Source organism: Nitrosospira lacus (assembly GCF_000355765.4).
In the GTDB taxonomy this organism is placed as follows: Bacteria; Pseudomonadota; Gammaproteobacteria; order Burkholderiales; family Nitrosomonadaceae; genus Nitrosospira; species Nitrosospira lacus.
Genome location: NZ_CP021106.3, coordinates 1,790,129 through 1,803,614 on the forward strand (window position 1 = coordinate 1,790,129; position 13,486 = coordinate 1,803,614).

Annotated in this window: 11 protein-coding genes and 1 pseudogene; 6 read left to right on the forward strand and 6 right to left on the reverse strand. The window is 55.7% G+C overall.

The genetic code is table 11. From position 1 onward, the window contains the following. From EBAPG3_RS07995 to EBAPG3_RS08005, 3 genes are all read right to left on the reverse strand, one after another. Positions 1-666 (reverse strand): esterase/lipase family protein, encoded by a 666-nt coding sequence (locus EBAPG3_RS07995; protein ID WP_004176392.1) that lies wholly within the window; start codon positions 664-666, stop codon positions 1-3. 183 nt (positions 667-849) lie between these two features. Beyond that, on the reverse strand, positions 850-1,530 hold the full coding sequence (locus tag EBAPG3_RS08000; RefSeq protein ID WP_004176396.1) for a PEP-CTERM sorting domain-containing protein: 681 nt from the start codon (positions 1,528-1,530) through the stop codon (positions 850-852). A 533-nt stretch (positions 1,531-2,063) separates the two neighbouring features. Continuing rightward, positions 2,064-3,005 carry a DUF5996 family protein gene (locus EBAPG3_RS08005; protein ID WP_004176398.1) on the reverse strand — a complete coding sequence of 314 codons (942 nt, stop codon included), beginning with the start codon at positions 3,003-3,005 and terminating at the stop codon, positions 2,064-2,066. 596 nt (positions 3,006-3,601) lie between these two features. Between EBAPG3_RS08005 and EBAPG3_RS08010 the strand changes: the two genes are divergently transcribed. Next, complete coding sequence (locus tag EBAPG3_RS08010; protein WP_227869180.1) at positions 3,602-5,281, forward strand: ankyrin repeat domain-containing protein; 1,680 nt, start codon at positions 3,602-3,604, stop codon at positions 5,279-5,281. Further along, complete coding sequence (locus EBAPG3_RS08015) at positions 5,278-5,535, forward strand: hypothetical protein (RefSeq protein WP_004174826.1); 258 nt, start codon at positions 5,278-5,280, stop codon at positions 5,533-5,535. The genes EBAPG3_RS08010 and EBAPG3_RS08015 overlap by 4 nt, the downstream gene beginning before the upstream one ends. A 180-nt stretch (positions 5,536-5,715) precedes the next feature. Here the strand turns inward: EBAPG3_RS08015 and EBAPG3_RS08020 are convergent, their stop codons facing one another. Next, positions 5,716-5,982 (reverse strand): Mu transposase domain-containing protein, encoded by a 267-nt coding sequence (locus EBAPG3_RS08020; protein WP_040851205.1) that lies wholly within the window; start codon positions 5,980-5,982, stop codon positions 5,716-5,718. A 118-nt stretch (positions 5,983-6,100) separates the two neighbouring features. Here EBAPG3_RS08020 and EBAPG3_RS08025 point away from each other — a divergent pair, with 118 nt between their 5' ends. Genes EBAPG3_RS08025 through EBAPG3_RS08035 form a run of 3 tightly spaced genes read left to right on the forward strand, consistent with a single transcriptional unit; the run spans position 6,101 to position 7,147 of the window. Beyond that, positions 6,101-6,358: a hypothetical protein gene (locus EBAPG3_RS08025; protein WP_227869181.1), complete on the forward strand. Its 258-nt coding sequence runs from the start codon at positions 6,101-6,103 to the stop codon at positions 6,356-6,358. Next, the gene (locus EBAPG3_RS08030) at positions 6,330-6,845 is read left to right on the forward strand and encodes a DUF4158 domain-containing protein (RefSeq protein ID WP_004174818.1); all 516 of its coding nucleotides are present in this window, start codon (positions 6,330-6,332) and stop codon (positions 6,843-6,845) included. Before EBAPG3_RS08025 ends, EBAPG3_RS08030 begins: the two co-directional genes overlap by 29 nt. Next, a complete protein-coding gene (locus EBAPG3_RS08035; RefSeq protein WP_161493780.1) occupies positions 6,776-7,147 on the forward strand; it encodes a hypothetical protein in 372 nt (123 codons plus the stop codon). The genes EBAPG3_RS08030 and EBAPG3_RS08035 overlap by 70 nt, the downstream gene beginning before the upstream one ends. A 13-nt stretch (positions 7,148-7,160) precedes the next feature. Here the strand turns inward: EBAPG3_RS08035 and EBAPG3_RS08040 are convergent, their stop codons facing one another. Then, positions 7,161-9,629 (reverse strand): PLL family lectin, encoded by a 2,469-nt coding sequence (locus tag EBAPG3_RS08040; RefSeq protein WP_151898886.1) that lies wholly within the window; start codon positions 9,627-9,629, stop codon positions 7,161-7,163. Positions 9,630-9,644: 15 nt separating this feature from the next. On the opposite strand from EBAPG3_RS08040, the gene EBAPG3_RS14985 reads away from it, so the two are divergent. Then, positions 9,645-10,220, forward strand: coding sequence for a hypothetical protein (locus EBAPG3_RS14985; RefSeq protein ID WP_151898887.1), 576 nt, complete (start codon positions 9,645-9,647; stop codon positions 10,218-10,220). 564 nt (positions 10,221-10,784) lie between these two features. On the opposite strand, the pseudogene EBAPG3_RS08045 reads toward EBAPG3_RS14985, so the two are convergent. Next, positions 10,785-11,126: pseudogene (locus tag EBAPG3_RS08045) on the reverse strand (transposase); the annotation flags it as partial. Positions 11,127-13,486: the final 2,360 nt, after the last annotated feature.

Below are 13,486 nucleotides of genomic sequence, written 5' to 3' on the forward strand. Positions count from 1 at the left end.
CTAAGGCTGCCGGTTTAAAGGAGGATCGGGTAAAAAATGGCCGGATCGCAAGAATGAACAGGCCTGGCGGATCAATGCGGCGGATAGCAGCATCCCGGAATGACTCACATCAAGCACTATTTCGTCGCTGGTGCCCGGCATCCTCGTTTCCTCGACCGCCACCACACCGTCGTTGGGATGCGGCAAGCGGGATATCAACCTGCCACCCCCGATACTCTTGCGGCCCGCGATCACTCCGAGTTCGTATTGGCCATTCCACCCAGGAAATTTCTGGCTTAACCATTGTGGCATGCTGTGTCCGAGAATGTATCGTCCCGGCGCGATTCGTGCAAGCCTCGCTGCCACGCAACTGCCGCCATAAGGGCTCCCCGCCAGAATAACGCGCCCCACTCGTGGCTGAGGATATTCCGCGAGCATCTGCAGCGCTAAAAGACCACCCAGGCTATGACCAATAAGATGGATGCGCGGCGCGGCAATATCCGCCACGAAGTTTGATAGCAATAATGCGTTCTGTGACAGCGAGTTGCGCATGGAAGGGTAGGAAAAAAAGACAGGATGAAAGCCGCACCGCCGCAGCCGAATTCCCATCAGTCTCATTACCCAGCCACGCATCCACAGGCCATGCACGAGCACAACGGTGTCTTGATCGGCGGCCGCCCCTGGCAATTTTACTCCTCGACTGATTTCTTCGTATTTTACTCAGCATCCGTACAAATGAGAATAAAGAAAAACCCCTGGATAAATTCCCGAGGCGCCGGCGCCGGCGCCGGCAAATCCAAGGATTTATTCAGGGGCAGATAAGACAGGCTGATTCGTGTGCCCATCCGGCATCCATTCTGGTATGAGCTTCTACACCAGATTGATGCCTTGCTTCCTCCGGCGCGTCGTCCAGCCCATCAATCCCATGCCTATCAGGATCAATGCATAAGTGGCGGGTTCAGGAATGACACTTGCCGGGGGAATTGCATCGACCGCGCCGACAGTGGCACCATAAAAATACTCATAATCAGGCGTTGTAAAGAGGATATCGGTGTAGGTTCCAATAAACTTGAGCAGCCCATTACCTTCCCAGCCGGTGACAGAACTGCCGTTCTGGGTGAGCAAACCCCCGCCCCAATTGCCCGCACCCTGGCTTACTATGGTGAATGCCGCGTTGTCCAGGAAATTGAACGAGACGGGTACACCTGTTTGCCCCACGCTAAAAAGACTTATGATCGGGTCAACTACTGCCTGGGAAAAATGAAAGCCATTTATTCCGCTGGTGCCGCCGGTCATCAGGAGCGTTCCATTTGTTTCCGGAGTATTTGTCACCTCGGCACTGGTAAACGAAGCCGGGACATTATAGATGTATGAACCATAATCCACCCCAAAGGTACTTCCAGTGTAGGTGACGTTGATGGTATTCGATCCCTGGGTAAAGCTGCCGCTTGATGGTGATGTCCAATGGGTCCAGCTGGCCGTATCCAGGGGTATGGCTTGGGCAGGCGCAATAAACAGGACGCCGATAATAGCTGTGAGTTTTCTTATCATTCTGGATCTCCTGATAATTTCATGCTTAAAATAAAATATTGTTGTATGACGGTTCATCACTTCCACCTCCTTGCCAGCAAAATCCTTTAAACCGCTCCGGGCATGAGGAAGAACCGGTGGATGATGCGGTACTATGACTTGCCTGGCTTTTCGTCACAATTGGACCGAAGTACATCAAGCTGCGGTTTTTTTATTGGACTAAAGTACTAGGACGACAGGCGCGCTCGGCCGGGAAACCGGCACCGGAGGGCGGGGCGGGAAATCGGGGCTGCAAGAAAACGGGGGAAGCATTTAGGCCGTATCGTTAGACTAAGCCGGGAGCAAATCAGTCACGCGGCAGGCATGACGCGATAGGAGCGGGAAACGAGAGCTGGCATTGCCGGGTTGTGAAGGGGGGTCGCACTTGCGGCGGGCGTTAAAATGGAAGGCCCGGATATTAATACGCGCTTGTCGTTCTTTTAGCGCCTTTCAGCCATGATTCGATATATCCGGCCGATACAAGTGGACGCGGAGCCGGTCTACAGCGTCCTTTGTCATGTCGGGGTAATTTTTCGTTCCAGTGCCGGGCGATCCCAATTCGCCAGTGTAGCGGCGGCGTCGTAAGTAGTCTGGAGAAACAGAAGGAGGGTCTGCGCCGGATTTTCGGCTGTCCGTACAGCTTCGTACGGAAGGATAAAAAAATGGAGCTTGTCATGGAAATCGACTGCCTCCGGCTGAACGGGATACTTATCGAAACCGGCAGGAGAGGGATAAGCATAAGCATAGAAAGCCGCCTCGCCTAAACCCATTCCCGGCCAAAACCCGGCGCTCGACACTTCATGCGAATACGCGTCTTGCGTTACCCGGACAGCGACGTTGGGCGCGCCCCCGGGATGCTTCGGCGCGGTTCGCCCGGAAAACCGGGTTACGGCCAGATCAAGCCCTCCCCAGAAGAAATGCACCGGGCTCACCTTGCCCATGAAGCGGGCGCGGAAATCCTTGAAGATACAATCGGCATGCACGAGCGCATGCCAGAAACGAAAGATGGCTTCCGCATCGTAGCTCGCATGCTGATCATCATGCTCGAACGGGATGGCCACTTCGATCTCAACCGGCCGGGCGAGAATCTTGACTTCGATTCCCAACTCGCTGAGTGCCTGCATTGTCTTGCGGTAGAAGCTGGCGACCGACATGGGCTCCAGGGCGAACGACCGCTCGGTACCTGATGATGTAGTAATCCGCAGCACGTGGGCGATAAAATCGAAGTCGATTGCAAACGTAAGCACTCCATAGGGAATGGGCGAGGTGGTGAGGCCGCGCGTGGTGACATAGAATGTCGAACCCCAGCAGTGATTGATGTCCGGCGAAAGCATCAACCGGATTTTGCCGACGATTTGTATCCACATGTGGAAAGTGGTGCAGGTGTCCTCCCAATCCTTCAGCGGAGGCAGCTTGGGCCAATCACCGCGGGCATCAGCTACATAATGGGTCGTCATAGTCATTTCCTCCGATTGTTGGCAAGCGTCGCGCGGTTGTCTTCGCGTAGTGCGGATATGCCGTTATATTTCACCCCGGATCGCTTGCATGGGGCTGGAGAACCCCTGCATAAGCCGTGGATCGCGTTGCCCGGAATCGGGGGATCCATCCGCGGTTTCCTGAGCGCATAATCATTTTCTAGACTACATTGTTATAAATAGCAAGACACGGAATAAATCGCGCCGCACCCGCGCCGGCTGAAATCGACCGCGCATTGATGGCCAAATAGGCCTCAAGCCCCATCGGAAGCAAACTCACATTCAAAAAAGGAGATAGCTATGTCACTTGATTTATCTCATCTTAGGATCGCATCTGCAGAGATAATATCCATAATATCCATGACCCGTTCCTTTCGGCCATAGACACTGACACTCAGCGGCTAGCTAGGACTGAGCTCTCATGAGTTGTAAAATGTTAGCGTGCTTTAAATTCCGATTCGTGAGCTGACCCCTATTACAGGTTACTGAAAAGGAGATTGTGAAATGGTAAAAAGTGCCCGACGTGAATATCTTGAAACCATGGACTCCGTTGCCGTTTCCCGGTAAGAATGAAGTCGGTGAATATTTTGAAGGTGCGAAATACCAAAATTCCTGTTTACTCTTGGTTGGCTGCGCTTCTGCTGCCGTTGCAAAGCCATGCTTTGGACTGCCCCGGCATCCCCGAGCAGGCGCACCAGAACTTACAGATTGAGGTTCGGGCCGCGGTGGGTAGGATTGGCTCTGCCAAGGGTGCCGAACTTGAAACGCTTACTCGCGACACTACCCGCGACCTTCTCGGTAAGCTGCCGCAAGCCGACAAGGTCTATCTTGAACAAATGATGTACGCGACCTATTGCTCGACATTGCGTGATGACCCTGCGCTCAACGAATCGCAGAAGAGCGCTCGCATCAAAGCCTATAACCTTGAGCTAAAGAAAACCCTGCAGGCAGTCCAGGGAAAAGACGGTTCGGGTCAGCGCGGCACCTCTTCCAAAGACGCCGCACGCGCCGCACTGGCGCGGATTCCGCTGCCGTATACGCCGGACGCTTTTATCAAGAGCGCAGGCGATGGAAACCTCTCCGCAGTAAGGTTGTTTCTGGCAGCAGGAATGAACCCCAATGCGAAAGATGAAGATTACGATACTGCTCTAATGTATGCTTCCGGAGGCGGCCACATCGAGATCGTCAAGATCTTGCTGAAGGCGAAGGCCAAAATCAATGAAAGGAATCAAGGGAGCGCGACGGCTCTCTCTATGGCAGCCGAGAGTGATCGCAGGGATGTTCTACGCGTTTTGCTGGATTATGGTGCCGATAAGGATTCAATCAACAAAGCTTTTCTAAGCGCTGCGGAAAACGGGTATGTGGAAGTATTGCGCATGTTGCTGAAACAGGGAGCGGACAAAGGTCTCATCAATGAGGTGCTCATCGGTACCGCCGACTCGCACAGTGGCGCGAGTGAAGCGGATCTGAATGATGTAATCCACTTCCTGCTGAAACAAGGCGCAAACGTCGATGCGAAGGATGATGACGGCTGGACGGCCCTGCTGAAAACGGCATATTTAGGGCGTCTCTTGATCATGCAGACTCTGCTGGATGCTGGCGCTGATATCAACACGAAATGCACATGTATCGAATATGGCGGGTACACCGCCCTGATGATGGCCTCTTTTGAGGTAGTGTCAACCGGTGTGGTATTGACTGAGGAAAATAAGAATGCCATGGTGGATATGCTGCTTGCGCGGGGAGCGAACCCCAACATTGCCAACAATCGGGGTCAGACGGCAATGATGTTAGCATTGGGCAGCATTGATAAAGTGCGCGCCTTGCTGGATAGAGGCGCTGACGCGAACGCCAGAGACGCCAAAGGATCAACAGCGCTTATGTGGGCCGCGTTCTTGAGAGGTGACCCTGAATCCGTTCACGCCCTGCTTGAGAAGCATGCTGACGTGAATGCCAAAGACAATGTTGGGTCAACAGCGCTCATGGGAGCAGCCGCAAGCGGTCATGTCGAAAATTTGGAGGCGCTGCTTGACGCGGGGGCCAATTTGCATGCCAAAGATGCCAAGGGCAGAACAGCGCTCATGCTGGCGGTACAACAAGGGCAAATCAACGAGGTTCAGGCGTTACTTCGCAGGGGAGCCAAAGTTAAGGACGAGGATGCAAATGGCAAGACAGTGTTGAACTACGCGGAAGAAGATCTGAAAGGGCAAAAAAAAATGGATATGATGCGGATTCTGAAGAAGGCGGAGGCACAATGACCATCGTGCGCTGTGAGTTATTTTTGTTCGCGGGTTCCGCTATGGGAATGCTGGCTGCCGCATTCAATGTTTTTGCGCTCGACTGCCCGGCGCCACCGGTGCAGGCAAACAAGGACTGGGAGACGTTTGTGCGAGCCGAGGTTGCAAAGATCGGCCCGGTGACAGGTTCGCAACTGGAAACACGCGTGAAATCAGCGACGACTGACTTATGGGAAAGCTTCCCGGAGCGGACAGGCTTTATCTCGAACAAATGATGTTTTCCGCCTATTCTTCTGCTTTGTTGCGCGGCGACACGTCCATTTCCGAATCAGCCAAGGCAAGGCAAATCCTCGAATACCGTCGTGAACTAAACAAGAGCTTGGCGGCCGCCGCCCCGCCTGCGCAAGCGCGATGAGTTCCAAGTTTCAGTGAGCCAGAAATCTCGCTGGATATTATCAAGGGTCCTTCCAAAAATAATCAATAAGCCGCTGTCCGGCATGCTCTGCCGGCACGCTGTAGCGGTTACGGTCATAGCTCACCAGGTAAGTGGAAGCTACCCGGTTGGTTTGCTCGAAATAGCCGTCGAAGGGAGTGGCAACAGGTCGAAGGCACGATTGTTCTTCGGCAAACACCTCTGTAATGGCGCGCTCCTGCAGCGTGGGGTGATACCGCTTTCCCAACTGGGGTAGACCCAACAGTCGTGTTGTCAGCCGCCATTTCACGAACTACCATACCGACCACTGAATATCAGGTCGACGGTTTCGATTTGCTGGCCCCGTTAGCAACACCAAAAACTTTACTGAATAGGTATTGCCTGGACTAATTCATGACATAAAATACTTGTCATACGTAATCCGGGCGCTGAAATTACGCTCTCAGCCCGCCTTACTGCGGTGTGGGCGACTTCCCGGTATGGTCGGTGAGAAGCTGGATATTATTATCGGCGTGCCACGCGACGGCATGTCCAAGGTGGCCGTGTGCCACAACTTCGGCGTCAAGCGCACTACGTTAATTGAAACCCTTGCTCGGGTCGGCTGGCCCGAATCAACCTGGACCATGGACGGCCAGCATGGCGGAGGCGGTCGACAGCTCGGATGAGCAGTGGATATTGATACCGGGTGATCACGACTTGGTGATGACTAAGCGCCGCGCAAGCCGGCTTGGCTTCGCGATCCTACTCGCATTTTTCCGTGACCGCGGCCGGTTTCCACGGCAGGAATCCGAAATCGAGCAGCAGCGGATAGCCGCACTGAGCCGACAACTCAATATTGCGGTTCCAGTGGATAGCGAAGCATTCCTTATCGGGCGCACCGCAGAGCGCCTGCACGCCGAGATTCGAGTCAGGTTTGGATTCCGGGAGGCTACGGTCGCGGACGCGGAGATGCTGACCGAATGGTTGCGCGATCATGTTGCCGGCGAAGCTGGCGGCGAGATAGAGCCGATGATCGAGCGGCTGGAAACGCCATGCCATGAACTGGCGATTGAACCACCCGGGCCGACCACGTGGAACGCATCGTGCGTGCGGCACTTCGCGCACATGAGGAACGTTTCCATGCCGATATCTACCGGCGGTTGGCGCCGGTGATTCGCAAACGTCTGGACGAATTGCTTCTACCCGACAAGCATGAAAGCGATGGGTCATCACTGGACGACAAGTCGAATAGCGCTCCAGCGGTACTGTTGAAGTTGCGTGGCAACCCGGGGCGGCCCAGTCTTGCCAGCATGCAGGAGGAATTGGCGAAGCGAGATCTGATCTGGCGGATGGATCTCCCAGACAACCTGTTCGATCACGCTTCATCCCGCGATCTGGAACGCTGCCGGCGGCGAGTGGCCGTCGAGGCTCCGCATGAACTTCGCATCTTCTTTCTCTATGTAAGGCTGCTGTAACGGGAATTGGAAATCATCGTGCGGCACCGGGCGACGTAACGGCGAAGGGCTGATGGTCCCCCCAGTTCGTGCCTGGGCCGTCGTGCCACCAAGTGCTCCCAATGGCGCCATCCGGTCCGACCCAAAAGACATCCATGTGCTCCCTCTGGCGGGCAATGCATGCGAGCCGCGCACCGTCGCCCGCGGCATGGGGCGGCGTGATGGCAAACGGCTGATGATCGCCCCAGCCCAGGCCGGTACCTGCGTTCCACCAAGTGCTCCCAATGGCGCCATCCGGTCCGATCCAGAACACATCGAGGTGATCATCTTTTCTGCCGATAGCTACTAGGCCGGAAGACGGCCCGGCTGCAGCAGCAGGAGCGATTGGGAAGGGTTGGTGATCAGCCCAGCTCATTCCGGGGGCCGCATCCCACCATGTGCTTCCAATGCCTCCGTCGTGCCCGATCCAGAAGACATCCATGTGGTTCCCCGCACGAGCTACGACACTGACCGGCGAGCCGCGGCGGGCCGCGTTCGGCTGTGTGATCGCGAAGGGCTGATGATCGCCCCAGCCCAGGCCGGCGCCTGCGTTCCACCAAGTGCTCCCAATGGCGCCATCCGGTCCGATCCAGAACACGTCGAGCTGGTCAGAGGTGCGCGAGACGACCGTGATGCCGCTACCTGGCCCGGCGGCATTGGGTGGCGTGATGGGGAACGGCTGATGACTGCCCCAGTTCATACCGGGTGCCGCATCCCACCACGTGCTCGCAATCGCGCCGTCGGGTCCGATCCAGAACACATCGAGGTGATTAGGGCCGCGTGCGATGGCTGCGATCGGTGAGTCCGCTCTCGCCGCTCCTGGCGAAGTGATTGAGAACGGCGCGTGATCACCCCAACTCATCCCGAGCGCCAAATCCCACCAAGTACTGCCAATCGCGCCGTCAGGGCCGACGTAGAAGACATCAAGATGCTCCGTTGTGCGGGAAACGACCGCAACCCCGCTGTTGAGCGCAGCGGCGTTGGGCGGCGTGATGGGAAAGCTAGGATGGTCTCCCCATCCCGCTCCCGGATTCGAGTCCCACCACGTGCTGCCGACGGCACCATCAGGCCCGACCCAGAACAAGTCCATGTGCTCGCCTTCTCGCGCAACGGCGCCAAGACGGCAATCAGAGTGACTGGTGGTCAGCAATCGTGCGGCGCCGGGCGACGTAACGGCGAAGGGCTGATGGTCCCCCCAGTTCGTGCCTGGGCCGTCGTGCCACCAAGTGCTCCCAATGGCGCCATCCGGTCCGACCCAAAAGACATCCATGTGCTCCCTCTGGCGGGCAATGCATGCGAGCCGCGCACCGTCGCCCGCGGCATGGGGCGGCGTGATGGCAAACGGCTGATGATCGCCCCAGCCCAGGCCGGTACCTGCGTTCCACCAAGTGCTCCCAATGGCGCCATCCGGTCCGATCCAGAACACATCGAGGTGATCATCTTTTCTGCCGATAGCTACTAGGCCGGAAGACGGCCCGGCTGCAGCAGCAGGAGCGATTGGGAAGGGTTGGTGATCAGCCCAGCTCATTCCGGGGGCCGCATCCCACCATGTGCTTCCAATGCCTCCGTCGTGCCCGATCCAGAAGACATCCATGTGGTTCCCCGCACGAGCTACGACACTGACCGGCGAGCCGCGGCGGGCCGCGTTCGGCTGTGTGATCGCGAAGGGCTGATGATCGCCCCAGCCCAGGCCGGCGCCTGCGTTCCACCAAGTGCTCCCAATGGCGCCATCCGGTCCGATCCAGAACACGTCGAGCTGGTCAGAGGTGCGCGAGACGACCGTGATGCCGCTACCTGGCCCGGCGGCATTGGGTGGCGTGATGGGGAACGGCTGATGACTGCCCCAGTTCATACCGGGTGCCGCATCCCACCACGTGCTCGCAATCGCGCCGTCGGGTCCGATCCAGAACACATCGAGGTGATTAGGGCCGCGTGCGATGGCTGCGATCGGTGAGTCCGCTCTCGCCGCTCCTGGCGAAGTGATTGAGAACGGCGCGTGATCACCCCAACTCATCCCGAGCGCCAAATCCCACCAAGTACTGCCAATCGCGCCGTCAGGGCCGACGTAGAAGACATCAAGATGCTCCGTTGTGCGGGAAACGACCGCAACCCCGCTGTTGAGCGCAGCGGCGTTGGGCGGCGTGATGGGAAAGCTAGGATGGTCTCCCCATCCCGCTCCCGGATTCGAGTCCCACCACGTGCTGCCGACGGCACCATCAGGCCCGACCCAGAACAAGTCCATGTGCTCGCCTTCTCGCGCAACGGCGCCAAGACGGCAATCAGAGTGACTGGTGGTCAGCACAAGCGGCTCGCGCTGCTCGTAGCTCTGCGTGAAGAAACAAATCGGCGAATGACCCACGTTGATGTTGGAGCGGACATCGAACAGGGTTTGGTCGGTGCGCGAGATGTCGACACGGATGGTGACGTCGTCATTCAGGGGCGAATTCGGGTCGTAGACCCACACAGTCAGAACCTGGCCTTGCAACTGGTACGCATAGGCGCAGACCTGGTGGCCCCCGTGTGTGACGTCCGGAAGGCGTCCGATCACCACGCCGATAGGGCACGGATGGCCGCTGTCGATGACGTTGCGGATGCCCGGCCAAGTTACATGCGCCATCACCCAGTTGCGGCCATCGGCCGTGATGTCATCGGTGTCGGGATACAAAGGATCCGCGTACTTGACGAAGTCGGCGGCATCGCCGACGTTCAGGCTCTGCGCCAGACGGCGAACGATGTAGTCGAAGAGAGGATCACCCTCGCCGGCGGGGTTGACCTTTTGACGGGGAGCCCGCAGACGCGCCTCGAAGTAGTCGCGCGAGGCAAACGACATCCCGCCGCACAGCCCCCAGGAAGCATTGCCGACTGCGATGTCACCGAATGGATCGGGCAAGGAGATGGACGTGATGTGAATCGAGGGCCAATGGTTGGAGAACGCGAAACCGTGCACCGAAGGCAAGTAGCCCCCCACGGCTCTTCGCTTGTCTGGGATGAGCGCGTAAATGGCTTCAGTGTTGTTGCCCTTGCCGCCCTCGAAATACAGGCCGAACGGCCCTGAAATAGACTGTTCGTAAAAGTTGGTGCCCGCGTAAGGGTTGTCCCAGTGGATGTTGAGTTCGTTGCCGCCGTTTCCTACTCGATAGCGCACACGCCCCTCTGTTCCCGTTTTAATCCCGTCGGATTCGGATTGCCACGACACGGTGGCTCCTGCAGGAATCTCCCGAGGCGGGGTCAGAGGGTCTGTCCATTCGCCGCCATCGAGCGAATCGCCGATGTGGTGCAGAGTCTGTCCAGACTGGTTGCGAAATGTGATACGTGTTGATCGAGCCGCCATGATTTCCTCCTGCTGGCTGGTCTGAGCTTCTTGCAAAAGTCCCTGAGCGAGGGGGCGCGATTACTGCGGCTTGAGGCTCAGGGCGATTTTCTGTTGATCAGTCCTGTTTTTGGTTACGTTCCTTGTAGCGCTGCTTCTGCGCCGGGTCAAACTCGATTTTCTCGCCCTCGCGCGGGTTGATCAATGGCGGCATATGCCCAAATTGCGGCTGGGCTCCGAATCTCCGCGCTGCAATAGGCCGGCGTCCATCAGGTCATAGCAGTGGGTCACCCACTCGTGAGTCACCAGCGCCTGCGCAAATTCGTCAAAGGCCCGCGAGAAGGTCGTGAGGGCGGGCATCCGCTTCCATATCGAAAAGCCGCATATCCGTCGCAGCACCCGGCCCACCTTTAGCCGTTCGGTAAACGCCTCTGTCGTCGTCAAGCCCAATACCGCTTTGGCTGCAAACGCGCTCGCCAAGGCACCTTGATCATATGGTGGCCGACTACACCACACCAGGCCGATTTGATAAATTCTTTGATCCGACCCATCCAGCCTGTGGATCACCTTCTCCAACCTCGGCATGAGCGGCCCAACTTCCAATCTTAGCTTAGGTATCAACTCCTGCTGAACCACCGACCACCGTTGCATCCGCGGTGCGTAGTATTCATTTTGGGCGTAGATGTTTGTCTCGATAACTCCCATCATGCCAGCAATGGCTGCGCCCAACCCCTTCTCACGCCTCTATGCGTGAAACAAATTCTGCTCATCAAGCGAGTTTTGCAAGAGCCTCGTCTGCTCGGTATTTATGTCTATCAGGCCGATTATCTCTTAATGACCGTTTTTGGGTATACAGTGAATTATATCGATCCATCAATAGGTTAAGGATATCTTACTGCCGTTCAGAAATTCCGGCGGTTTGGACATATAACCCCGAGCTGGAAGATTTCATTAGGCTGCCCGAAGAATTATTCGAGTCGCTACCAGAATATGATGTAGTTATGTTCGTAGGGTAAACCTACCATACGCACCACCAAGGGCAGCTGATCTTTTTATAGCACAAGAATTATTTTTTGCATTTAATTCTCGACCTTCCAAAGGTCGGGACCAGCGTAGTGGCATGTAGCTTTTACCCTTGATAACCTATTTTATCCTGGGTAAACCAGCCACAGAATTCCCATTCCCTGTACTCAACACGCATTGTAATACCGTGCGTCCTATGTTTTATCTCGTGGTCTGAAGTCCAATATTTTCATGTTGGCTGCTGGGTATCCATACCGCGCAAATTTATGAAGACATGGCATCGGGGAGCCTGGACGCACGGCTTGGTCTAGCCGCCTGCCTGAAGGCGCTACGGCACGTTTGACGGGCTTGTTCACGATCTCACCCGTTTCCTCGTCCACGTAGTGCACTTGGAAGACCATCTTTGCAGAGGTGGGGTGAGGGGACGAGAAGCCGAGCGGAAGACCTACCCGGATGAAATTACTCTTTATGACTTACGTGATCGCCTTCTATAAAGGCGAGGCTGCCCGATAGGCGAGAGAATTGGACTGCCTACGTTCGGTTGGAAACCCAATCCAGCAACATCCCGGCACGTCGTTTTTATGAACGATACGAATTTAAGTTGGGCGGTTTCGACCGCTACCTTCCCGGATCGCCGTTAGTAGCAACTGTTCGATATACTCCTCGATCGGAAAGCGAAAGATGCCGCACAGGTGAGGCCTTCGATATACGTTGGCGCGATGCGCCCGGTCAAGGCGCTCGGTATGTTCTCGCTTCCCAAAATCTGCCTGGCTCGTATCGCCAGCGGTGGGAAGGGTAAGTAACCAAGGGAAGGGATTGATTCACTTCTGGCGCAATAGTGATTTTATAAAAAGGCGATCATGACAAATTACGAAGGGGTACGTTACGAACCGACATGTTGTGTTTATTGCGGGGAATCAGGAAGGGTAAGTAGTTCCGCTTGTCACACATGCAAAGGGGCGGGGTGGGGCCATGTGAAGTAGGTTTAATGCTATCCCATGTTGCGAGGAGTTGATTCAATCTATTATTCAAAAAGTCAGTACGCTAAAAACAAAAAGAGGTAGTTTGTGCAACATTTAATTGCTGTAATTATTCTGGCTGCATCACTCGGAATTCCAAATCAATCGCATGCAGGTAGGTGTGTAACCTTTCCCGATGGTGGTGCAGAGTGTGATTACGACGCGACGACTTGCATTACTAATCCAAAAGGGGGCGCCGCCTGCGGCGGGCGGTCTACGAGCTGCACCACTACTAACGGGCGCTTGGGGGCGGCTTGCGGCGGAGAGTCAACTTCCTGCACCAGTAATTCAAAGGGGGGCGCTGCCTGCGGCGGGCGGTCTACGAGCTGTACTTCCGATCCAGTAACCGGTGAGGAAGTTTGTGGTGGGATAAGGTAACAAACCTGCATTAGCTACATTGGAGAGGATTGGCCTATTTTGTCCACCTTCAAATTTGCGCCGGAGCAATGCAATGCGGACACAATGAAAGTACCTATAAGCTATGAATCTGATGACTTCGGTAGACAGTTTTGATAAATTAAACTGTTTTCCAGGAGTCGTTATGAAAATAAAAGCGCAGAGAGAAATTTTCCCGCAAACTGACGGTATTCGCCCATGCTGCTGGTTCTGGCAACGTGTTCGAGTCTTCGCATCTAGAACGAGTATGTTGAATTATTGATATAGGTGGCAGTTAATTATTATTGATAAAATATGTTATCAATAAGGGGTATGAGCACCTCTGATCTTCCCGCTTCTCTACCTCCTTCCAGCTAGCTTTTGAGTGCTGCCGACCTCCGCCTTAAGGGGTGAAAGAGGAGCGAAAGTTCTGTCGCAAGGGTTGCACATTGTGAGCAAGGAGGCAATTGCAAAGCTTCCCAGTGGCATCAACCTGCTCGTCGTCAGCCACGCTGACCCCCCGCCGCACTTCGGGAGAGCAGTGGCAAACAACCTTATTGGGCAATAGACTGGGAAGCTCTTTGGTTCTCATTG